The organism is Rathayibacter sp. AY1H3 (assembly GCF_002932015.1).
Window position 1 is genome coordinate 123,145 of record NZ_PSUU01000001.1, and the last position, 22,183, is coordinate 145,327.

Genomic DNA, 22,183 nt, shown 5'->3' on the forward strand with positions numbered 1-22,183 from the left:
GTGTCGGGCACGGAGGGACGCTAGTGCGCCCGTGCGACGCTCCGGTGAACGGCGGGTATCCCCGCGTCTGCGGGGAGGACGGTCGGACGGGCTGCCGCGCCGATCGCGGTCCCGGCCGCCGCATGCGCAGGCTGATCACAAAGGCTGTACGCGACCGAGGCTGCAGTGCTCGATCCGGTGCGTTCCCGCGAGGATCGACCGGCTCCGCCTCGTCTCGGGACGGCGTCAGCCGGTGAACGCCGCAGGAGGCAGGTCGGTCTCGCCCTCCTCGACCGCGTCGAGCAGCCGGTCGACCACGTCCTGCGGCGCCAGACCCGCGCCGAAGCGGGGCGCGTCTCCCGCGAGCGGGTGCCGGGACAGGTCGGTCTCGGTGTGGCCGGGACGCGCGTCGAGCAGGAGGACGCCCGCCCGCTTGTACTCGCGGGCCGAGGCCTTCACGAAGGAGTGCAGTGCCGCCTTCGAGGCGGAGTACGCGGCGAGTCCCGCGGTCGGAGCCTCCGCCACCACGCCGCTGATGGTCAGCGCGAACGGCTCGCGCCCCTCGCCCGCCGACGCGACGAGCGACGGCAGCGCGGCGGTCAGCACCCGGATCGGCGCCAGCGCGTTCACCTCGACGAGCTCCTCCAGAACGGCCGGATCGAGCTCGGCGGAGGGCCCGAAGGCCACGACGCCCGCGGCCACGACGACGCCGTCGAGGCGCCCGTGCCGCTCGAGCACCTCGGCGACCACGCGCCGGGGCTCGTCCTCCCCGCGCAGGTCGGCGACCAGGGGTGCCTCGCCGAGCGCCGCGGAGTCGCGCCCCGAGCGCACCGCGACGGCACCGCGCGCCTCCAGCGAATCGGCCAGGAGGCGGCCGAGGCCGCCCGAGGCTCCGAGGACGAGGACGACGGCACCGTCGAGACGAGTCATGTGGCGAGCCTAGACGGGTGCGCTGTCGCGGATCGGCACTACCGTCCGAGCGACCGGCCCCCTACCGTGAGGCCCATGACACGACTGCAGAGCCGTGCCGTGCTGCACCGCCTGCTCGAGGTCCTCGAGGATCCCGCCCCCGTCACCATCGGCCACGCGCGTCACGTCCGGATGCTCGTCCGCGAGGCTCTGGAGTGGATCGCCGGCCCTCGGGCGCACGAGTCCGGTGCGTGGAGCGGCCCCGCCTCGGGAGAGCTCGCGGCCGCGCTCGCCCCCGAGGATCCCGCCGCCACGGACCCGGGTCTCTGACGCTCCCGCCCTCCTCGTAGACTCGTTCGCCGGAGGAACGGGGTGTCGATGGACGAGGGTGCGCCGGCGGGCTGGTACCGCGACGAGGCCGATGCGGCCGAGATGCGCTGGTGGGACGGCAGGCGGTTCACCGGAGCGCGCCGCTCCGCGCAGGACAGTGACGCGGTGGTGCGGGACGCACCCGTCACCTCCGCCATGGAGCTCGTCGTCTACCGCGTACCGAATGCCGACGGCACCTCGAGCGTGGAAGCCATCGCCGAGACCGAGCGGATAGAGGAGATCGCCGATCTGATAGGCCGCTCGCTCGAGCAGGGCGTGATGGACGAGCGGACACTCAAGGTCGACCTGATCCCCGAGCCCGACCACCCCACCGGCCTCGACGCCGTCTCGGTCCGGGTCGGCGGCCGCGTCCTCGGCTACCTGCCGAACGCCTCCGCCCACCGGGCCGCTCTCGACCGGGTCGTGGCGAGCGGAGCCGTCCCGGTCACGACCGCGCGCCTCCGGGTCGAGAACGGCGAGGAGGGCCTGCGGGCCGTCCTCCGCGTCGCCCTTGTCGCCCCCGAGCTGCTCGTGCCGCTCAACGAGCCGCCCGTCGAGCGCCACTCGATCCTCCCCTGGTCGCGGGGCCTGCCGGTCCTGCGCGAGGACGAGCACTTCGCCCGCCTCTCGACGGTCGTTCCGGCGAGCGGCCGCGGCCTGCTGCTGGTGACCCTGCACCCGGCCGGCGACCTCGTCGAGCTCCGTCTCGACGGCGAGCGGGTGGGCGAGCTCTCCCCGACCCTCTCGGCGGATTTCGCCCCGACCCTCCGCCACCTCGCGAGCCTCGGCCTCACCGCCGCCGCCTACGCCTCCCTCCGCGGATCCCCGCTGAAGGTCGAGCTCACGCTGCAGGCCGCGAAGGCCGTGGAGCTGCCCGCCGAGTGGGTCGACGGCCGTCCGGTCACTCTCCCCCGACTCCTCCCGCCGGCCCGGACCTACTCCGTCCCGCCCGCGTACACGCCGCCGCTGCGTCCCACTCCCCGCAGCTCGGAGGCGGTCTCCCGCTCGCTCCGCCGGACCGTCGCCTGGGTGGTCGTCGGCGTCTGCACCCTCGTCGGGCTGTCGAGCTGGCTGATCGGGGACGTGCTGAACTGACGGGCGGAGCGGACGTCCGCGGACGTGACCGGCCTCGTGTCGGACTCCCGGGGTCGGCGATCCCGCACCTCCGTGCAGAAGCGCCCGGCTCGCGGATCCGGGGATCCGAGCGAACCGGGCGCCTCGAGCCGAGCGCGGCCGTCTTACACGTTGAAGCGGAACTCCACGACGTCGCCGTCTTGCATCACGTAGTCCTTGCCCTCGATGCGGGCCTTGCCCTTCGCGCGGGCCTCGGCGATCGAGCCGGTCTCGACGAGGTCGTCGAACGAGATGATCTCGGCCTTGATGAAGCCCTTCTGGAAGTCGGTGTGGATGACACCGGCGGCCTGGGGCGCGGTCCAGCCCTTCCCGATGGTCCAGGCGCGCGTCTCCTTCGGGCCGGCCGTGAGGTACGTCTGCAGGCCCAGGGTGTCGAAGCCGATGGTCGCGAGCTGGTTGAGGCCCGACTCCGTCTGGCCGGTCGACTCGAGCATCTCGGCCGCGTCGGCCTCGTCGAGGTCGATCAGCTCGGACTCGATCTTCGCGTCGAGGAAGATCGCCTCCGCCGGCGCGACCAGGGCCGCGAGCTCGGCCTTCCGGGCGTCGTCGGTCAGCACGGCCTCGTCGACGTTGAAGACGTAGATGAAGGGCTTGGCGGTCAGCAGGCCCAGCTCGCGGATCGGCTCCAGATCGATCGAGGAGGCCGACAGCGGCTTGCCCTGGTCGAGGAACTCGCGCGCCTTCTTCGCGGTCTCGACCACGATCGGCTCGATCTTCCTCCCCTTGAGCTCCTTCTCGTAGCGGGCCTCGGCCTTCTCGAGGGTCTGGAGATCGGCGAGGACCAGCTCGGTGTTGATCGTCTCCATGTCGCTGGCGGCGTCGACCTTGCCGTCGACGTGGACGACGTCTGAGTCCTCGAAGCCGCGGATGACCTGCGCGATCGCGTCGGCCTCGCGGATGTTCGCGAGGAACTTGTTGCCCAGGCCCTCGCCCTCGGACGCGCCGCGCACGATGCCGGCGATGTCGACGAAGGAGACGGGCGCCGGGAGGATGCGCTCGGAGCCGAAGATCCCGGCGAGCACCTCGAGGCGGGAATCGGGCAGGTTCACCACACCCACGTTCGGCTCGATCGTCGCGAACGGGTAGTTCGCCGCGAGCACCGTGTTCTTGGTCAGTGCGTTGAAGAGCGTCGACTTGCCGACGTTGGGGAGACCGACGATTGCGATAGTGAGAGCCACGGGCATCCATCCTACGGCGTGGCGGCGGAAGGGCCGGGCGGGCGGGGCGCGGAGGAACGGGAGGCGCCCGCCCGCGGCCGGCGGGTGCTCCCGCCCGCTCGGGGCGACGCGCGCGCGACGCTCCCTGCGGCGTCGGAGGTGCGTGAGAGGCTGGAGCGTGCCCATCGACTTCACCGCCATCGACTTCGAGACCGCCAACTCGCATGGGGCCTCCGCCTGCTCCGTCGGGCTCGTGAAGGTCCGCGACGGCCGCGTCGTCGACCGCGCCGGCTGGCTCATCCGCCCGCCGCTGGGGTACGACGACTTCCTCGAATGGAACACGCGGATCCACGGCATCCGCAAGCACGACGTGCACGCCGCCGCCTCCTGGGTCGACCAGTTCGCCGACCTGGCGGCCTTCGCCGGCGAGGACGTGTTCGTCGCGCACAACGCCGGCTTCGACATGGGCGTCATCCGCGCCGTCTTCGCGGCGACCTCCGTCGACCACCCCCCGTACGACTCCCTCTCCTCGCTGCAGCTCGCCCGCAAGACGTACGAGCTCGACTCCTACCGCCTCCCCGTCGTCGCCATGGCCGCGGGCTTCGAGGACTTCCGCCACCACGACGCGTCGGCCGATGCCGAGGCGTGCGCCGCGATCGTCGTGCACGCGGCCCGGCGGCACGGCGCCGCGAGCATGGCCGAGCTCGGCGAGCTGGCCGGCGTCTCCGTGAAGCGCCTGCGCCCGAAGGCTCCCGCCGCCGCCTGACGTCCGTCATGCCGAGTCTGCTCGAGACGATCGGCTCAGCCGCGGGGGTCGCCGAACCAGGTGCTGAAGATGCGCCAGAAGTTCCGGTTCCCGTAGGCCGAGCAGTCGTCGCCCTCGCCGTAGAGGTTCGCGAGCGCCGCCGCGTTCGGCTGGTACGGCGTGTAGTAGTAGAGACCCGCCGTGGCCGCGTTGGCGATCGTCACCGGGGCGGTGCCGCAGGACTCGTCCGGGGAGTAGCGGACGTCGCTGGCCGCGCCGACCGGGTACCAGTCGAAGCTCGAGTCCGGATTCCGGTAGCGCTGGAACTGCCACGCCGCTCCGTACACCTGCGCGGCGAAGCCGTAGGAGTCCGTGTCGCAGTCCGCGGTGTCCGGGCAGCCGTAGCCCGTGGCGCTGCGGAACTGCCGCTCGCTCGGCTCCGGATCGGTCACGAGCGACTGCTCCTTCTGCAGCAGCACCAGGAGGACGGCCGGATTCACGTCGCACGCGCCGGCGACCGAGGTGATGATCTCCGCGGCCGGGACGTCGCGTCCGGCGGGCAGCGCGTCGCACTGCTCGTCGGCCGTGATCGCCGCGGTGTCCTCGGCGTAGTCCCGCAGGCACGGCACCGGCCCGCCCGCGCAGTCGGGGACGCGGGCGTCGAGGAACGCCTGCACCGTGAGCGGTCCGAGCCCGTCGCCGTCGAAGAAGACCTCGTCGGAGATCAGGTCGCCCGGGTCGAAGTCGGCCGCGACGGGGCCCGGCTGGAGGAAGGTCCACAGCCGGACGGTCTGCGGCTCGGACGGCACCGCGGCGAGGCGCGTGCCGTCGACGGAGCCTCCCAGCAGGAGCGCCACCAGCGCCGCGACGACGACGACCGCACCGCCCCGCCGGCGTCGGAGGCCGGTCGGGGACGGTGCGGTCGGGGTCATCCCTCCACGCTAGTGGCGGGGTCGCGGGCGATCAGCCGCAGGGGGTGAGCCGCGCGACGTCCTCCGAGAGGGTGGTGGGACCGCCGAGGAGGACGACCCGCTGAGCTCCCGACTTCGCGATGTCGGTCAGGACGGCGCGGGGCACGCAGTTCGTCGGCACGGCGAACAGCGGGCTGTTCGAGTAGCCCGCCGCCGTGGCTCCGGCGAGGGCGTCGGGGAAATTCTCGCCCGTCGCCAGGAACACGGTCTTGGCCCTCGAGAAGGCGGCCCGGTTCAGCTGCTCCGAGGTGTCGTAGCGGTCGACTCCGCCGATGCGGGTGATCGTCGGCACCGGAAGCGAGTTCTTGATCCCCTCGCTCACCGACAGGGGACTGCCCGCGATGGTGAGGTTCTGCACCTTGAGCTTCGAGAGGATGCCCTTCGTCACGGCGTCGGCCGTGCTGCCGGTGCCGTTCACGAGGACGACGGGAGCGTTCACCGAGCCGGCTGCGGCGCTCGCGCCGAGCGCGTCGGGGAACTTCTCGCCCGTGGCGAGCCAGGCGCGCGACGAGCCGCTCGGGAACGCGCTCTGGATGATGAGCCTGGACGTGTCGTAGCGGTCCTTCCCTCCGATGCGGTCCACCGCCGGCGAGTAGGACCTCAGCTGGTTCAGCAGGCCGTCGCCGACGCTCAGTGGGGAGCCGACCACGACGATCCTCGCCGGCTTATGCCGGCTCGGCTCGTCGCGAACGGGCTGCGACTTCGAGTGGCGGTCGTTCAGGGGCGGCGCACGCTTCTGCTTGGTCGCGCCCCGGTCGGCGCGCCGCCCGTCTGGGATGTGCGGGCCTGTCCCGATGTAGACGACGGGGACGTTCGGGCCGAAGACGGCCTTCGAGATCGCGACGGCGGTGCCCTGGCGGTCGGTGCCGGCCAGACGCAAGACGTCGATCCCGGCCGACGTGCTCACGGACGAGCAGCCGAGATCCTTCCGGCCGGGGCCCCGGGAGTCGCCCGTGCCGACCCAGCGGTTCCAGTCGACGGAGTCGGCGGAGACGCAGACCTGGTAGGTGCCGGGTGCCGAGACGGGCGTGGTGGCGCCGAAGCCGTGGGCGCGGCCGGCGACGGAGTACTCGCCCGGGATGTCGCCGCGGTCGCCGTTCGCGGTCTGCGTGCGGACCGTGCGGGTGCCGTCGGGGCCGGTCACCGTGACCGTCGTGGTCAGCGCGGCCTGCTGCGTCGTCGGGTCGACGGCCCAGCCGGACACGCTCAGCGTGCTGCCCGAGATGCGCGGGGCGTCGACGCGTCCCGCGGGGGCGATCCCGGCGTTGGCCAGGGTGCCGTTCGGGTTCCAGTCGCTGAAGAGGTACCAGAAGTTGATGTTGCCGTAGGTCGCGCAGGCCGCGTTGCCGGAGCCGGTGAGCGCGTAGTCGTTGGGCTGGTACGGCGTGTAGTAGTAGAGGTCGGCCGTGGCCTGGTTGCGGATGGTGACCGGCGAGGAGCCGCACGCGGTGCTCGGGTAGTAGGCGACGTTCGGCGTCGTGCCCGGAGCGTAGGTGGTGAAGTTCGAGCCGGAGCCGGGCGGGTTGGCGTAGCGCTTGAACTGGCGGGCCGCGCTGTAGACCTGCGTGAAGAAGCCCGCCGAGCCGGGGTCGCACGCCGCGGTGTCCGGGCAGTTGTAGCCGGTCGCCTTGGCGTAGTCCTCGGGGCTCGGCGTCGTGTCGGTGACGAGGCTCCGCTCCTTCTGCACGAGCACGACCAGGGCGAGCGGGTTGATGCCGCAGGCCAGGCCGACGCGCGTGAAGATCGAGGCCGACGACTCGCTGCCGGAGCCCTGGTAGGCGCCGCACATCGCGTCCGCCGCCTTGGACGGCGTCGCCTGCGAGAAGTTCTTGAGGCAGGGGGCGGTGCCGGCGGTGGAGCACCGGCTGCCCTTCTCGTTCAGGAGCGACTGCACCTGACCGGTGCTCAGCGCGTCGCCGTCGAAGAACTGGGCGTCGCTGACGATGAAGCCGGCGCGGAAGCTCTTCGTCTCCTCGGCGCTGTACTGCGTCGACTGGTCCGGGACGCCGAGGTCGGCGCGGTCGAGGGACGCGTCGAGAGCGCCGGTCTCGACCGAGACGGTCGACGGCGCGTCCTCGGCGGCCGAGGCGGAGGTGATCGGGACGAGGGCGGTGCCGAGCCCGACGGCGAGAGCGAGCGCGACCGTGAGCAGGCGCGATGAGCGGTGGTGATTCCCCATGATCGCGAAGTCTACGAGGCGGTCGCAGGGCGTCCTGGCCCTCGTTCGGTGGTCGTGGCGCGTCGATCGATCGATGTCGGAAGTGCGTGGTGTCATCGGCGGCATGGATCTCTCCTTCGCCCTCGGCCTGGTGGTCGGCGCGCTCCTCGCGGGAGTCGTGGCCGTCCTCCTCGCCCGCTCCCGCACGCCCGACGCCGCCCTCGCCCTCGACCTCGCGACAGCCCGCGCCCGCGCTGAGGGCCTGGAGGAGCGGCACGAGGCCGTCGTCGAGCAGCACCGCGAGCACCTCGGCTCCGCCCGCGACCAGATCCGCGAGCTCCAGGAGCAGCTGCGCGTCGTCGCCGAGCGCGAGCGGCACGACGCGCGCATCCTGCAGACCCTCTCCCCCGTCGCCGAGAGCCTGCGCGGCATGCAGGAGGCGGTCGGCCGGCTCGAACGCGAGCGCGCCGCCCAGTTCGGGGCGATCACCGAGCAGCTCGAGGGGCAGCGGGCGGCGGGCGAGCAGCTGCGCTCGACGACCGAGACCCTCGCGTCCGCGCTCCGCTCCACCACGAGCCGCGGCGCCTGGGGCGAGACGCAGCTGCGGAACGTCGTCGAGGCCGCCGGGCTCACCCAGCGGGTCGACTTCGACGTGCAGTTCGGCCTCGAGGGCGAGGCGGGCCGCGGCCGCGCCGACATGGTGGTCCGCCTGCCCGGCGGCAAGGCGATCGCGGTGGACGCCAAAGTGCCGTTCGACGCGTACCTGGAGGCGAGCGCGATCCCCGCGGGCGCCGGCGGAGAGGAGGAGGCGCGGCGTGCGGGGCTCCTGCGCGCGCACGTCCGCGCCCTCCGCGGCCACGTGGACGCGCTGGCCGCCCGCTCCTACTGGACCGGCCTCCCGGCGAGCCCCGAGTTCGTCATCGCGTTCGTGCCGAGCGAGCCGCTGCTCGCGAGCGCGCTCGACGCCGACCCGAGCCTGCTCGAGTACGCGTTCCGCAAGCGCGTCGCCCTCGCCTCGCCGGTGACCCTGTGGTCGGTGCTGAAGACCGTCGCCTACACCTGGCAGCAGGACGTGCTCACCGACGACGCCAAGCGCCTGCTCGACCTCGGCAAGACGCTCTACGCCCGTCTCGGCACCCTCGCCGACCACGCCGAGGGCCTGCGCCGCTCGCTCGAGAAGACGGTCGACTCCTACAACGCCTTCGCCGGCTCGCTCGAGAGCCGCGTGCTGGTCACCGCGCGCCAGTTCGACTCCCTCGACGAGTCGCGCGTCATCGCCCCGGTCGGAGGAGTCGCCTCCTCGCCGCGCCGCCTCACCGCCGTCGAGCTGCTCGCCGCGGAGGACGAGTCCGAGCGGAGCGCGTAGGGCCCCGGGTCCCCGCTGAGCGAGCATCGGGCGTGCAGGCCGCGCGCGAGCGGCGCCGTCCATCCGGCTCGACACCCGGACGACCGCAGCTCGCGCCGGCGCTCCGCCTCCGCGGCTCGGCGGAGGAGCGCCCGCGAGGCGTCTCGAGACCCGCCGCGGCCCCGCCCGCTCGCCTCGGTGACCGAGGCCGGTGTCCTTCAACGTTCTGCACGCCGTGTCGCCGCCGCACTCGACGAGTGCGCCGTCACTGGTGTGGTGCCTCGGCAGCACTGCGGCGTCTCTGAGAGAGCGTGACGGCCTAGACCCACTTCTCCGCGAGGTGCTGGGCGGTCACGCGGCGGATGGTGCCCGAGCGGGAGCGCAGCACGATGGACTCCGTCGTGATGACGTGGCCCTCCTTGCGCACGCCCTTCACGAGTCCGCCGTTCGTCACTCCGGTCGCGACGAAGTAGGTGTTGTCGCTGCGGACGAGGTCGTTGGCGTGGAGCACGCGGTCGAGGTCGTGCCCGGCGTCGATGGCACGCTGGCGCTCGTCGTCGTCCTTCGGGCGGAGGATGCCCTGGATGACTCCCCCGAGCGCGCGGATGGCGCAGGCCGTGATGATGCCCTCGGGCGTGCCTCCGGTGCCGACGCACATGTCGAGTCGGGAGTCGTGGCGAGCGGCGTTGATGCCGCCCGCGACGTCGCCGTCGAGCAGGAGGCGCGTGCCGGCTCCGGCCGCGCGGATGTCCTCGATCAGCTGAGCGTGGCGCGGGCGGTCCAGCACCGCGATGCGCATCTCCTCGACGGGCTTGCGCTTGGCGCGGGCCAGGGCGCGGATGTTCTCGCCGATCGGGCGCTGGATGTCGATGATCCCGACGCCCTCGGGCCCGGTGACGATCTTCTCCATGTAGAACACGGCGGAGGGGTCGAACATCGCGCCGCGGTCGGCGACGGCGATCATCGAGAGCGCGTTCTGGCGCCCGGCGGCGGTCAGCGAGGTGCCGTCGATCGGGTCGACGGCGATGTCGGCGGCGGGCCCCGAGCCGTTGCCGACGTGCTCGCCGTTGAAGAGCATGGGCGCGTTGTCCTTCTCGCCCTCGCCGATCACGACGACTCCGTCGAAGTTCACGGTCCCGAGGAAGGTGCGCATGGCATCGACCGCTGCGCCGTCGGCGGCGTTCTTGTCGCCCTTGCCGATGAAGGGCACGGCGCGGATCGCGGCGGCCTCGGTGGCGCGGACGAGCTCCATGCCGAGGTTGCGGTCGGGGTGGAGGTAGAGCGAGTCGTTGTCGATCACAGAGCGGAGTCCTTCGTCGTCGAGTTCGTGCACGTCGTCGCAGGACCCGCGGAGCGGATCCCCATCCCTGCCCGAAGCCTAGTCCAGGGCCCTCCACGGGCGGAGGGACCGCGGAGGGGCGCCTCGCTAGACTCGTCCGCGACGCGGGCCTCGCCCGACCCCCCTTCGTTCATCCGTCAAAGGAGATGCCATGCCCGTCGCTACCCCGGACCAGTACGCAGAGATGCTCGACAAGGCGAAGGCGGGCGGCTTCGCCTACCCGGCGTTCAACGTCTCGTCGTCGCAGACGATCAACGCGGTCCTCCAGGGCCTCACCGAGGCGGGCTCGGACGGCATCATCCAGGTCACCACCGGAGGCGCGGACTACTTCGCCGGCCACACCGTGAAGAACCGCGCGGCCGGCGCGATCGCCTTCGCGAGGTTCGCGACCGAGGTCGCCAAGAACTACCCGGTCACGGTCGCGCTCCACACCGACCACTGCCCGCAGAACGCGCTCGAGGGCTTCGTCTACCCGCTGATCGCCGCCTCCGAGGAGGAGGTCAAGGCCGGTCGCGAGCCGCTCTTCCAGTCGCACATGTGGGACGGCTCCGCGATCCCGCTCGACGAGAACCTCGCCATCGCGAAGGAGATCCTCCCGCGCGTCAAGAACATCAACGCCATCCTCGAGGTCGAGATCGGCGTCGTCGGCGGCGAGGAGGACGGCGTCTCGCACGACATCAACGAGCACCTCTACACCACGCTCGACGACGCGATCGCGACCGTCGAGGCCCTCGGCTTCGGCGAGCAGGGCCGCTACATGGCCGCCCTCACCTTCGGCAACGTCCACGGCGTCTACAAGCCGGGCAACGTCCGCCTGCGCCCGGAGCTGCTCCGCGAGATCCAGGACGGCCTGCAGGCGAAGTACGGCACCGGCGCGCTCCCCCTCGACCTCGTCTTCCACGGCGGCTCGGGCTCGACCGACGAGGAGATCGCCGAGGCGGTCCGCAACGGCGTCGTCAAGATGAACATCGACACCGACACGCAGTACGCGTTCAGCCGCTCCGTCGCGGACACCGTGCTGAAGAACTACGACGGCTTCCTCAAGGTCGACGGCGAGGTCGGCAACAAGAAGGTCTACGACCCGCGCTCGTGGGGCAAGATCGCCGAGACCGCGATGGCCGCGCGCGTCGCCGAGGCGACCCGTCAGCTCGGCTCGGCCGGGAACTCCGGGAAGTAGGGCACCGCTCCGTGACGAACGCACACGATCAGCCGGGCGACAGGCGTCCGGAGCCGCAGTACGGCGAGTACGCGCCGCCCGGCTGGTCGTGGCAGCCGCCGGAGGACGCCGTGGTCGTCCCCGACCCGCGGGGGTCGGAGACCGATCCGAGGCCCGCGACCGCTCCGGCCGCGAAGCCGGTCGCGCATCCCGTCGACCGCCTGCTCACGATCGTGCTGCTCGCGCTCGGCGTGTTCTTCGCCGTGCCGACGCTGCTCGATCCCTCGAGCTTCGCGACGACCCTCCAGGAGCTCTACCGCTCCCAGGGCATCGGCACCTACGCGTCGCCGGAGCTCGCACGGATCCTCGGCGTCGTGGTGGCGCTCGCGCAGTCGCTGATCGTCGCCTTCGCGGTGTGGATCTCGATCCGGCGGCTCCGCGCCGGCAAGCGCGCCGTGCTCGTCCCGATCCTCGGGATCGCGGCGACCGTGCTGCTCTCCCTGATCGTCGCGGCGATCGCCATCCTGGGCGACCCGACGTTCGCGGAGTACGTCACGCGCATGTCGGGCTCGCAGGGCGGCGCCGGCACCGACGTCTAGCGTCGATCCCCGTTCCACCGCACACGGAAGAGGCCGCCGCTCCCGAGGGAGGGCGGCCTCTTCCGTGTCCGGGCCGGAACGCTCTAGGCGCCCGCTCCCGCGCTGATGCGTCCACCGACGCCGCGGGCGTCGCGCTTGCCGGCGACGTCCTTGCGCAGCTCCTTGGGGAGCGAGAACATCAGGTCCTCCTCCGCCGTCTTGACCTCCTCGACATCGCCGTACCCGGCGGCGGCGAGGTCGTCGAGGACCTCCTGCACGAGCACCTCGGGCACCGAGGCGCCGCTGGTGACGCCGACGGTGCGGATGCCCTCGAGCCACTCCTGCTTGATCTCGCTCGCGTAGTCGACCCGGTAGGCGGCCTTCGCGCCGTACTCGAGGGCGACCTCGACGAGGCGCACGGAGTTGGAGGAGTTCGCGGAGCCGACGACGATGACCAGCTCGGCGCCCGCGGCGACCTTCTTGATCGCGACCTGGCGGTTCTGCGTGGCGTAGCAGATGTCGTCGCTCGGCGGGTCCTGCAGGTTGGGGAAGCGCTCGCGGAGACGGCGCACCGTCTCCATCGTCTCGTCGACCGAGAGCGTCGTCTGCGAGAGCCAGACGACCTTGTCCGGGTCCTTCACGACGATGTTCGGCACGTCGTCGGGGCTGCCGACGAGGGTGACGTGATCGGGAGCCTCGCCCGCGGTGCCCTCGACCTCTTCGTGGCCCTCGTGGCCGATGAGGAGGATCTCGAAGTCGTCGCGCGCGAAGCGGACGGCCTCGCGGTGCACCTTCGTCACCAGGGGGCAGGTCGCGTCGATCGCCTGGAGATTGCGGTCTGCCGCGCCCTGGACGACCGCCGGTGAGACGCCGTGCGCGCTGAAGACGATGTGCGATCCCTCGGGCACCTCGTCGACCTCGTCGACGAAGATGGCGCCCTGGCTCTCGAGCGTGGAGACGACGTGCACGTTGTGCACGATCTGCTTGCGCACGTAGACCGGGGCACCGTAGTGCTCGATGGCCTTCTCGACGGCGACGACCGCGCGGTCGACTCCGGCGCAGTAGCCGCGGGGCGCGGCGAGGAGGACGCGCTTGCGGCCCTCGACTGGGACGTCGCGCAGACGCCCTGTGGCGCGGGGCATGCGCGGCATGGGCAGGCTGATCGGGACTTGGCTCACCCCCTGATTCTACGTGGTGCATCCTGTGCCCGGGCCGTCCCGGTGTCGGACCCGTCCCGTACCGTTGTCGTCGCGGGAGGGCACTCCCGCTCCCCCCCGTCCCTCCGAGCAGAGGCAGCGATGACCGACGCCCCACCCACCGCCGACGCACCCTGGCCGGTCGGCCTGCTCGCCAGCAAGATCAAGGGCTGGATCGAGCGCCTCGGGACCGCGTGGGTCGAGGGCGAGATCACCCAGTGGGGCGCGTCCGGCGGCAACGTCTACGGGAAGCTGAAGGACCTGTCCGGAGACGCGACGGTCGGCTTCACCGTCTGGTCGTCGGTGCGGAGCCGCCTCCCGGCCGACCTCAAGCAGGGCGATCGGGTCATCGCGCTGGTGAAGCCCAACTACTGGGTCAAGGGCGGCACGCTCTCGATGCAGGTCTTCGAGATGCGCCACGTCGGCCTGGGCGATCTGCTCGAGAAGCTCGAGCGGCTCCGCCGGCAGCTCGCGTCGGAGGGGCTGTTCGACGCCTCCCGCAAGAAGCCGCTGCCGTTCCTCCCGCACGGCGTGGGCCTCATCACCGGCAAGGACTCGGACGCCGAGAAGGACGTGCTGCGGAACGCGCAGCTGCGCTGGCCGGCCGTGCGCTTCCGGGTGGTCCACTCGGCCGTGCAGGGCGACCGGACGGTCCCGGAGGTGCTCTCGGCCCTGCGGACCCTCGAGGCCGACGACAGCATCGACGTGATCGTGATCGCCCGCGGAGGCGGCGACTTCCAGAACCTGCTCGGCTTCAGCGACGAGGCGCTCGTGCGCGCCGTCGCCGCCTGCTCCACTCCGGTCGTCAGCGCGATCGGCCACGAGGCCGACCGCCCGCTGCTCGACGACGTCGCCGACCTGCGCGCCTCCACTCCCACCGACGCCGCGAAGAGGGTCGTGCCCGACGTCTCCGACGAGCTGCTGCGCGTGCAGCAGGCCCGGCTGCGGATGACCGGCCGCGTGAGCGGGCTCGTCTCGCACGAGATCGACCGGCTCTCGCAGCTGCGCTCGCGGCCGGTGCTCGCCCAGCCGCACGTGCTGGTCGACCGGCACGCCGAGGAGCTGACCCGCTGGGTCGCGCGCGGCGCCGAGCTGGTGGACCGCCGCCTCGAGCGCGCGCACCTCGAGGTCGAGCGCCTGCACGGCCACCTGCGCGCCCTCTCCCCCCAGCACACCCTCGACCGCGGCTACGCGATCGTCCAGAACGCGGCCGGGCACGTCGTCCGGGCACCCGGCGACGCACCGGCCGGCGGCGCACTCGTCCTCACGCTCGCGGAGGGGGCCGTCGGCGCCCGCTCCGAGGGGCCCACCGGCGATCCCGCCGGCCGGTCCTGAGCCCGCCGCGCCACCCGTCCCCCCTCAGCCCCGATCGATAGGATCAGACCCATGCCCGACTCCCCCGACGCCCCGGCGACCGACTCCGACGTCTCGGGATTCTCCTACGAGCAGGCGCGCGACGAGCTCGTCCGCGTCGTGTCCGAGCTCGAGCAGGGCAGCTCCACCCTCGAGCGCTCGCTCGCCCTGTGGGAGCGCGGCGAGGCCCTCGCCGCCCGCTGCGAGGAGTGGCTGATCGGAGCACGCGCCCGGCTGGACGCGGCCCGCTCCGGAGGGGCGGCCGCCGGATGAGCCGCGCGAAGGCCGCGCGGGTCGTCGCCGAGCTCGGGCGCCCGGAGACGGCGGCCGAGACGGCCGCACGCAAGGCCGAGAACTCCCGGCTCTACCGTCAGCGCAAGACGGTCAACAACCTCGTCTTCTCGCTGCTCGCGACCGTCGGCGCCGTAGCGCTCATCGTCCTGCTCGTCCCCCGCGGCGACACCGTGGAGCTCTCCTCGGTCGACGTCCCCCGCGTCGCCGCACAGGTCCAGCTGGGCGAGGAGCAGACGCTCGCCGTGCCCTCCCTGCCCGACGGCTGGAAGGCCAACGCGGCCGAGCTCCGCCGCGAGAACGGCACCGACTACTGGTACGTCGGCCTGATCACCCCGAAGGCGGGCTACATCGGCCTGAGCCAGGGGCTCGACGCGGACGCGGCCTGGGTCGCGACGCAGCTCGACCGCCGGGCGGCGACCGGCGTCGAGACGATCGACGGCCGCGACTGGACCGTCTACGACCACCGCGACTCCGGCGACGACACCGGCAACACGCCCTACGCACTCGAGACGACGGAGGGCTCCAGCACCTACCTCGTCTACGGCACGGCCCCGACGGACGAGATCCGCCTGGTCGTCGACGCCATCACCCCGCAGATCGGCCAGGAGGAGTCCCGATGAGCCTCGGAACCAGCAGCACCGTCCCCCGCGAGTCCCGCCCGCCGGCGTGGGTCTGGAAGGAGATGCTCCGCGGCAACCAGCGCTTCGTCGCCGGCGAGCCCCGCCACCCCCGCCAGGACGTCGAGCGCCGCGCCGAGCTCGCCGCCGCGCAGGCCCCGCTCGCTGCGCTCTTCGGCTGCAGCGACTCCCGCCTCGCGGCCGAGATCATCTTCGACCTGGGGCTCGGCGACCTCTTCGTCGTCCGCAACGCCGGCCAGGTGATCGCGGACTCCATCATCGGCTCGCTGGAGTACGGTGTCGCCGTCCTCGGCGTGAAGGTGCTGCTCGTGCTCGGCCACGACGAGTGCGGAGCGGTCCGGGCGGCGATCCAGTCGCAGGCGCCCGGCGCCGAGCGGCTCCCCCCGCACATCGAGCACCTGATCGAGCCGATCATCCCCGCGGTGCGCCGCCTCGTGGGCGCCCAGCCGGACGGCCGCGTGCTCGTCGACCCGTCGGCGACCGACGCGCTGGCCGTCGGCCGCGAGCACCTGCGCGACACGGTCGCCGAGCTGCTCCAGCGCTCCCCGCTGATCGCCGACGCTGTCGCGACCGGGCGGCTCGCTCTCGTCGGCGCCAACTACCGGCTCTCGGACGGCACCGTGATGTCCGATGTCGTGCTCGGCATCGATCCGCCCGAGCTCAGCCCCTACGTCTCCGAGCTGGAGCGCGACTCCGGCTCGGCCTCCTCCGCCGCCGCTCCGAGCGCGGTGGGATCGGATCCCGCGTGAGCGGCTCCGGACAGCACAGCACCAACCGATCAGACAAGGACGAACACAGCGTGGTGGATCACTCCCCGACCGACGACTCCGGCGACTTCCGCATCGAGCACGACACGATGGGCGAGGTGCGGGTCCCCCGCGACGCCCTCTACGCCGCGCAGACCCAGCGGGCGGTCGAGAACTTCCCGATCTCCGGTGCGGGCCTCGAGCCTGCCCAGATCGCGGCCCTCGCCCGCATCAAGAAGGCGGCGGCGCTGGCCAACGCCGAGCTGGGCGTGCTCGACGCCGACATCGCCACGGCGATCGCCGACGCGGCCGACCTCGTCGTCGGGGGCGGCTACGACGCGCACTTCCCGATCGACGTGTACCAGACCGGCTCGGGCACGTCCTCGAACATGAACATGAACGAGGTGCTGGGCTCGCTGGCGACCACGGCCCTCGGCCGCACCGTGCACCCGAACGACCACGTCAACGCCTCGCAGTCCTCCAACGACGTGTTCCCCACCTCGGTCCACGTCGCCGTCACCGGCGCGCTCATCGAGTCGCTGATCCCCTCGCTCGAGCAGCTCGCCGAGTCGCTCGAGGTCAAGGCGGAGCAGTGGGCCGAGGTCGTCAAGGCCGGCCGCACCCACCTGATGGACGCCACCCCCGTCACGCTCGGCCAGGAGTTCGGCGGCTACGCCGCGCAGATCCGCCTCGGCATCGAGCGCGTGCAGTCGGCGCTCCCCCGCGTCGCCGAGGTCCCGCTCGGCGGCACCGCGGTCGGCACCGGGATCAACACCCCCGCCGGCTTCCCGCAGAAGGTCATCGCGCGCCTCGCGGAGGAGACGGGCCTTCCCGTCACCGAGGCCCGCAACCACTTCGAGGCCCAGGGCGCGCGGGACTCGCTGGTCGAGGCCTCCGGAGCGCTGCGCGTGCTCGCGGTGAGCCTGACCAAGATCAACAACGACCTCCGCTGGATGGGCTCCGGCCCCAACACCGGCCTCGGAGAGCTGCGGATCCCCGACCTCCAGCCCGGATCCTCGATCATGCCCGGCAAGGTGAACCCGGTGATCCCGGAGGCCGTCCTCATGGTCTGCGCGCGCGTGATCGGCAACGACGCCACCATCGCCTGGGCAGGCGCCTCGGGTGCCTTCGAGCTCAACGTCGCGATCCCCGTCATGGGGACGGCGCTGCTGGAGTCGATCCGCCTGCTCGCGAACTCCGCCGTGCTGCTCGCCGACAAGACCGTCGACGGCCTCGAGGCCGACGTCGAGCACGCCCGCGCCCTCGCCGAGTCCTCCCCCTCGATCGTCACCCCGCTCAACAAGGTGATCGGCTACGAGGCCGCCGCCAAGGTCGCGAAGAACTCGGTCGCCAAGGGGATCACCGTCCGCGAGTCGGTCGTGGACCTCGGCTTCGTCGAGCGCGGCGAGGTGACGGAGGAGCAGCTCGACAGCGCCCTCGACGTCATGTCGATGACCCACCCCGGCTGAGCCCGGCCCTCCGACGGCCCGTCCCTGCGCTCGGCGCGGAGGCGGGCCGTCAGAGCACCAGCCAGAACCCCGTGAGCAGGAACGGTCCGAACGCGACCCGTCCGCGGACGCGCAGCACGAGCACCCACAGCCCTGCCACCGCGAAGCCGACAGCGGGCGCGGCGACGACCTGCTCGGGTCCGAGAGCCGCGAGCGGCGGTGCGAGGGCCGCCTGGAGCTTCACGTCGCCGAGGCCCAGCCCGCCCGCCGCATGCAGCACGCCCAGGCACAGCACCGTCGCGAGCACGGCGAGAAGCGTCCCCGCCGTGGGCGCGAGGACGGCTCCGACCACCAGCAGCGGGAGCGTGACCGCGTTCGGGAGCCGGTGCCCGCGCACGTCCGCCAGCACCAGCGGCACGCTCACGAGCGCCACCGGGACGAGGCCGGGCGCCCGACCGAGGTGCGGGGCCCCGATCAGGAGGAGCACCAGGGCGCCGAGGAGCAGGGCGGCCCGGTCGAGCAGAGATCCGCGGAGCATCCGCCGAGACTAGGGGGCGACGCCCTCGGGGCGTCGGAGTTCTCCACAGGGCGGCCCGCCGGCGTGCTCGGGCGGCGGCGGTTCCCATCCCGGCCTCAGTCGTGCGGCGGCAGCGGTCCCAGCAGGAGCGACGCACAGGCGCCGTGCGCCGACGCGTCGTCGGAGGGGTGGAACTGCCCGGCGAGCACGTCGCGGTAGAGGCGGCCGAGCTGCGACCTGCGCTGGTACGCCGACCCGCCCGCGATCCGGACGGCGCTCTCGACCACGCGGAGCGCTCCCTCCGTGGTGCGGATCTTCACCCCGACCAGCGAGGGGAACCAGCGCGCACCGCGGTCGACGAGCGCGTCCACGTCGGCCGCCGCCGTGCGCAGGGGCGCCTCGAGCCCGTCGAGCAGCATCCCGGCCTCAGCCACCCGGTGCCGCACCTCGGGGTCCTCCGCCAGTGGCCGCCCTCCCGCCCGGAGGGAGGTCCGTCGGCGGACGGAGGCGACGGCGAGCTCGAGCGCGCGCTGCGCGACACCGAGGTAGACCGAGGAGATCAGCAGCTCGAAGGCCGCGAAGACGGCGAAGACGAAGGGGTCGGCGGTCGGTCCGACGGGCAGCGAGCGGATCATCCGCTCGGCCGGTACGACGACGCCGTCGAGCACCGTCGTGCGGCTCTGGGTCGCCCGCATGCCGAGCGTGTCCCAGTCGTCGCGGACCTCGAGCCCGGCGACCGGAGACTCCGGGCTCTCACGGTGCACGAAGCCGTGCACGAGCCGTGGCTCCGACCCGCTGTCGTCGCGGCCGAACACGCCGAGCCGCGTCCAGGCGGGCGCGAGGGAGGTGAAGACCTTCGTTCCGGTGAAGCGGTAGCCGCCGTCCCCGAGCGGCTCCGCCCGCGTCAGTGAGTCCGAGAGCACCAGGTCGTTGCCCGCCTCGCTGTTGCCGAAGGCGAAGACGTGACCCGCCGCGGCGTCGACGAGGACCGAGCGGAGGGAGTCGTCGCCCCGCTCGAGCAGGATTCGCGCGATCCCGGTCCAGACCAGGTGCATGTTGACGGCGAGCGCGGTCGCGGGAGCGGCCGTCGCGAGGCGCGTCTGCTCGGCGGCCGCCTGCTCCAGGCCGAGGCCGGCACCGCCGAGCTCCTCGGGGACGAGCAGCGCCAGGTACCCGATCGAGCGCAGCTCCTCCAGGTCGTCCGCGCAGAACGCGTTGCGCTCGTCGTAGTCGGCCGCGCGGGTGCGGAAGCGCTCGAGGAGCGCGTCGTCGAGGATGCTCACCCGTCCACGCTACGCCCCGGTGCCCTGAAGGAACGCGCCAGGCCCGGGGATCCTCGGATCCCACGGACCGGACGCACAGCGAGCACGTCAGGCGAGCTCGTTAGATTCCAGCATCTCGGTGACCAGAGCGGCGATCGCCGAGCGCTCGGAGCGGGTCAGCGTGACGTGCGCGAACAGCGGGTGGCCCTTCAGCGTCTCGATCACGGAGGCGACCCCGTCGTGCCGGCCGACCCGGAGGTTGTCGCGCTGCGCCACGTCGTGGGTCAGCACCACCCGGGAGTTCTGCCCGACGCGCGAGAGCACCGTGAGCAGGACGTTCCGCTCCAGCGACTGCGCCTCGTCGACGATCACGAACGCGTCGTGCAGCGAGCGCCCGCGGATGTGCGTGAGCGGCAGCACCTCGAGCATCCCGCGCTCGATCACCTCGTCGAGCACGTTCTGCGACACCAGCGCCCCGAGCGTGTCGAAGACCGCCTGCGCCCAGGGGTTCATCTTCTCGGCCGCGTCGCCGGGCAGGAAGCCGAGGTCCTGGCCGCCCACCGCATAGAGCGGCCGGAAGACCATGATCTTCTTGTGCTGGCGCTTCTCCAGCACCGCCTCCAGGCCCGCGCAGAGCGCCAGCGCCGACTTGCCGGTGCCGGCCCGGCCGCCGAGCGAGACGATGCCGACCTCCGGGTCGAGCAGCAGGTCGATCGCGAGCCGCTGCTCCGCCGACCGCCCGTGCAGGCCGAACACGTCCTTGTCGCCGCGGACCAGCGTGATCTGCCGCTTGCCGGTGACCCTCGCGAGAGCGGAGCCGCGGTCGGAGTGGACGACGAGTCCGGTGTTGACCGGGATGTCGGCCACGACGTCCGTGAAGAGCCGCTCGCGGTCGTAGAGCTCGCTCATCGCGTCGCCGCCGAGCGTCACGTCGTCCATGCCGGTCCAACCGGACTCGGGGGCCTGCTCGGCCAGGTACTCCTCGGCCGCGAGGCCGATGGAGGCGGCCTTCACGCGCATCGGCATGTCCTTGGACACGACGGTGACCGCGGCGCCCTCGCTCTGCAGGTTGAGCGCGACGGCGAGGATCCTCGCGTCGTTATCGCCCATCTGGAGCCCGCTCGGCAGCACCGACATGTTCGAGTGGTTGAGCTCGACGCGGAGCGTGCCGCCGCGGCCGACGGCGATGGGGAAGTCGAGGCGCTCGTGCTGCACGCGCAGCTCGTCGAGGCGGCGCAGGGCCTGCCGGGCGAAGTAGCCGATCTCGGGATCGTTGCGCTTGCCCTCGAGCTCGCTGATGACGACGATCGGCAGCACGACGGCGTGCTCCGCGAACCGGAACATCGAGGACGGATCCGACAGCAGCACCGAGGTGTCCAGGACGTAGGTGCGAAGGAGCTGATCGGCCGGATCCGAGGAGCCGTGCTGGACACGGCGGTGGACGCCGCCCTGCGTCCCGGTCTGCGGATCCATGCCCTGGGGAACTGTCACGACGACTCTCCACACTCCGGGGGCCGGAGCCCCCGGCTCATGTCCTCGAGCCGGTCTCATCGGTGCGTGTCGTGCACCGCGCAGTGTCCCTTCGGCGTCTGCGCGATGTCGAGCCGTACTTCTGTGGCCGTCTCGACCAGGCGCTGTACCTGATGACTCGAACCTAACCCGGCGAATGACATCCGTGTGCTTCTCACCGCTACGAATGTGTAACCAGTGTGTGAACGCGCGGAATCCGGCCTAGTAGTCGATGCTCGTGGCCGACGAGATCAGGGCGGCGCGGAGCAGCGCGAGGGTCGCGTCGGTGGTGCCGGCGTGCGCGCTGAAGCGGACGGTGCTCGGACGCACGCGCGCGGTGACGCCGTGCGCGGCGAGGGAGGCTGCCAGCGGGGCCAGCTCCTCCGGCTCCGGCTCGACGACCACGATGCCGGCGCGCTCGTGCTCGCCGCGGGAGCCCACGACCGCCAGTCCGAACTCGTCCGCGAGGTCGACGATCGCGCTGACCCGCTCCGCCACGAGCGCGGCGATCGTCGACTGCCCGACCGCGGCGACCTCCTCCAGCGCCGACGCGAGCCGGGCCTGGGCGATCGGGTCCGGGTTGCTGATGCTGAAGGCGCGGGCGTCGCCGCGCGGCGGAGCCACCTCGTCCCACGGCTCCGCCCGCTCCGATCCCGTCCAGCCGGAGAGCACCGGGGTCAGCCGCGACAGCGCCCGCTCGCTGAGCGCGAGGAAGCCCGTCCCCCAGCCGGCGCGGAGCCACTTCTGGCCGCCGGTGACGACCACGTCCGCCAGCTCGTAGGGCGCGTCGACGATGCCGAAGCCCTGGATCGCGTCGAGGACGAGCATCCGGTCGCCGATCACGTCGCGGATCGCCGCGACGTCCGCGAGGTAGCCGGTGCGGGAGTCGACCAGGCTCACCGCGACGGTCGTCACGTCGTCCGTGAGCTGCTCGCGGACCGCCTCCGGCGTCACCCGTCCCTGCTCGGTCCGCAGCCAGCGGGGCTCCACCGAGCCGAGAGCCTGCGCCGAGCGCACCGCCGCGAACGGCAGGCTCGGGAACTCCGCGGCCGACAGCAGCACCGCGCCCGAGGCGCCGAACAGCGCGTGCAGGAGGCCGGTCGAGGTGTTGGGCTGGAAGACGACGCGGTCGGCGGGAACGTGCACGAGCGCCGCCGCCGCCTCCCGGACGCGCTCGTCCTGCCGGAACAGCTCGTCGAGGGTGCCGCTGCGCGCGCGCACCAGCAGCTCGACGGCCGCCTCCTGCTCGGCGGCGACGGTCGCCGAGAGCGGGCCCACCCGGCCGAAGTCGAGGTACCCGGTCTCCTCGCCGAAACCGGCGAGGTAGTCCTCGGTCGTGGTGGAGGTGGCCTCGTTCGAGCTCATGCCGGCCCTTCCGGT

21 protein-coding genes are annotated in these 22,183 nt (G+C 72.5%); 11 read left to right on the forward strand and 10 right to left on the reverse strand.

Annotated elements, in window-relative coordinates:
• Positions 1-225: 225 nt before the first annotated feature.
• Positions 226-909: an SDR family oxidoreductase gene (locus tag C5C33_RS00545; RefSeq protein WP_104260139.1), complete on the reverse strand. Its 684-nt coding sequence runs from the start codon at positions 907-909 to the stop codon at positions 226-228.
• A gap of 75 nt (positions 910-984) precedes the next feature.
• On the opposite strand from C5C33_RS00545, the gene C5C33_RS00550 reads away from it, so the two are divergent.
• Together C5C33_RS00550 and C5C33_RS00555 are read left to right on the forward strand one after the other, a co-directional pair.
• Positions 985-1,218 carry a hypothetical protein gene (locus tag C5C33_RS00550; RefSeq protein ID WP_104325343.1) on the forward strand — a complete coding sequence of 78 codons (234 nt, stop codon included), beginning with the start codon at positions 985-987 and terminating at the stop codon, positions 1,216-1,218.
• A 48-nt stretch (positions 1,219-1,266) separates the two neighbouring features.
• Complete coding sequence (locus C5C33_RS00555) at positions 1,267-2,352, forward strand: DUF2510 domain-containing protein (protein WP_258069151.1); 1,086 nt, start codon at positions 1,267-1,269, stop codon at positions 2,350-2,352.
• A 143-nt stretch (positions 2,353-2,495) separates the two neighbouring features.
• On the opposite strand, the gene ychF is transcribed toward C5C33_RS00555, so the two are convergent.
• A complete protein-coding gene (gene ychF, locus C5C33_RS00560) occupies positions 2,496-3,569 on the reverse strand; it encodes a redox-regulated ATPase YchF (RefSeq protein ID WP_104260229.1) in 1,074 nt (357 codons plus the stop codon).
• Positions 3,570-3,726: 157 nt separating this feature from the next.
• Here ychF and C5C33_RS00565 point away from each other — a divergent pair, with 157 nt between their 5' ends.
• Positions 3,727-4,314, forward strand: coding sequence for an exonuclease domain-containing protein (locus tag C5C33_RS00565; RefSeq protein ID WP_104260142.1), 588 nt, complete (start codon positions 3,727-3,729; stop codon positions 4,312-4,314).
• Between the two features lie 35 nt (positions 4,315-4,349).
• On the opposite strand, the gene C5C33_RS00570 is transcribed toward C5C33_RS00565, so the two are convergent.
• The gene (locus C5C33_RS00570; RefSeq protein WP_104260143.1) at positions 4,350-5,225 is read right to left on the reverse strand and encodes a hemagglutinin; all 876 of its coding nucleotides are present in this window, start codon (positions 5,223-5,225) and stop codon (positions 4,350-4,352) included.
• Positions 5,226-5,256: 31 nt separating this feature from the next.
• The gene (locus C5C33_RS00575) at positions 5,257-7,443 is read right to left on the reverse strand and encodes a cell wall-binding repeat-containing protein (RefSeq protein WP_104260144.1); all 2,187 of its coding nucleotides are present in this window, start codon (positions 7,441-7,443) and stop codon (positions 5,257-5,259) included.
• 103 nt (positions 7,444-7,546) lie between these two features.
• On the opposite strand from C5C33_RS00575, the gene C5C33_RS00580 reads away from it, so the two are divergent.
• Positions 7,547-8,788, forward strand: coding sequence for a DNA recombination protein RmuC (locus tag C5C33_RS00580; protein ID WP_219812625.1), 1,242 nt, complete (start codon positions 7,547-7,549; stop codon positions 8,786-8,788).
• A gap of 298 nt (positions 8,789-9,086) precedes the next feature.
• Here C5C33_RS00580 and glpX read toward each other — a convergent pair whose 3' ends face one another.
• Entirely contained in the window at positions 9,087-10,019 is a 933-nt protein-coding gene (gene glpX / locus C5C33_RS00585) for a class II fructose-bisphosphatase (RefSeq protein WP_097165697.1), read from the reverse strand.
• Positions 10,020-10,257: 238 nt separating this feature from the next.
• On the opposite strand from glpX, the gene fbaA reads away from it, so the two are divergent.
• The gene (gene fbaA / locus C5C33_RS00590; protein WP_104224414.1) at positions 10,258-11,283 is read left to right on the forward strand and encodes a class II fructose-bisphosphate aldolase; all 1,026 of its coding nucleotides are present in this window, start codon (positions 10,258-10,260) and stop codon (positions 11,281-11,283) included.
• Between the two features lie 11 nt (positions 11,284-11,294).
• Positions 11,295-11,861: a DUF6264 family protein gene (locus C5C33_RS00595; protein ID WP_104224415.1), complete on the forward strand. Its 567-nt coding sequence runs from the start codon at positions 11,295-11,297 to the stop codon at positions 11,859-11,861.
• 83 nt (positions 11,862-11,944) lie between these two features.
• Here C5C33_RS00595 and C5C33_RS00600 read toward each other — a convergent pair whose 3' ends face one another.
• Positions 11,945-12,991: a 4-hydroxy-3-methylbut-2-enyl diphosphate reductase gene (locus tag C5C33_RS00600; protein WP_104224416.1), complete on the reverse strand. Its 1,047-nt coding sequence runs from the start codon at positions 12,989-12,991 to the stop codon at positions 11,945-11,947.
• A 147-nt stretch (positions 12,992-13,138) separates the two neighbouring features.
• Between C5C33_RS00600 and xseA the strand changes: the two genes are divergently transcribed.
• From xseA to C5C33_RS00625, 5 genes are read left to right on the forward strand one after another with little or no spacing between them, the layout of a single operon-like run.
• Positions 13,139-14,371: an exodeoxyribonuclease VII large subunit gene (xseA, locus tag C5C33_RS00605; protein WP_104260146.1), complete on the forward strand. Its 1,233-nt coding sequence runs from the start codon at positions 13,139-13,141 to the stop codon at positions 14,369-14,371.
• 51 nt (positions 14,372-14,422) lie between these two features.
• Positions 14,423-14,662 (forward strand): exodeoxyribonuclease VII small subunit, encoded by a 240-nt coding sequence (locus C5C33_RS00610; RefSeq protein WP_104224418.1) that lies wholly within the window; start codon positions 14,423-14,425, stop codon positions 14,660-14,662.
• Complete coding sequence (locus C5C33_RS00615) at positions 14,659-15,303, forward strand: DUF4245 domain-containing protein (protein ID WP_104260147.1); 645 nt, start codon at positions 14,659-14,661, stop codon at positions 15,301-15,303. The genes C5C33_RS00610 and C5C33_RS00615 overlap by 4 nt, the downstream gene beginning before the upstream one ends.
• Positions 15,300-16,070 (forward strand): carbonic anhydrase, encoded by a 771-nt coding sequence (locus C5C33_RS00620; protein WP_208543312.1) that lies wholly within the window; start codon positions 15,300-15,302, stop codon positions 16,068-16,070. Before C5C33_RS00615 ends, C5C33_RS00620 begins: the two co-directional genes overlap by 4 nt.
• A gap of 50 nt (positions 16,071-16,120) precedes the next feature.
• Entirely contained in the window at positions 16,121-17,536 is a 1,416-nt protein-coding gene (locus C5C33_RS00625; protein WP_104224420.1) for an aspartate ammonia-lyase, read from the forward strand.
• A 49-nt stretch (positions 17,537-17,585) separates the two neighbouring features.
• Here C5C33_RS00625 and C5C33_RS00630 read toward each other — a convergent pair whose 3' ends face one another.
• The 4 genes from C5C33_RS00630 to C5C33_RS00645 form a co-directional block, all read right to left on the reverse strand.
• Positions 17,586-18,053 carry a prepilin peptidase gene (locus tag C5C33_RS00630; RefSeq protein WP_104260148.1) on the reverse strand — a complete coding sequence of 156 codons (468 nt, stop codon included), beginning with the start codon at positions 18,051-18,053 and terminating at the stop codon, positions 17,586-17,588.
• Positions 18,054-18,148: 95 nt separating this feature from the next.
• Complete coding sequence (locus C5C33_RS00635) at positions 18,149-19,315, reverse strand: acyl-CoA dehydrogenase family protein (protein ID WP_104260149.1); 1,167 nt, start codon at positions 19,313-19,315, stop codon at positions 18,149-18,151.
• 87 nt (positions 19,316-19,402) lie between these two features.
• Positions 19,403-20,767: a PhoH family protein gene (locus C5C33_RS00640; RefSeq protein ID WP_104224423.1), complete on the reverse strand. Its 1,365-nt coding sequence runs from the start codon at positions 20,765-20,767 to the stop codon at positions 19,403-19,405.
• 258 nt (positions 20,768-21,025) lie between these two features.
• Positions 21,026-22,168: an aminotransferase class V-fold PLP-dependent enzyme gene (locus tag C5C33_RS00645; protein WP_104260150.1), complete on the reverse strand. Its 1,143-nt coding sequence runs from the start codon at positions 22,166-22,168 to the stop codon at positions 21,026-21,028.
• Positions 22,169-22,183: the final 15 nt, after the last annotated feature.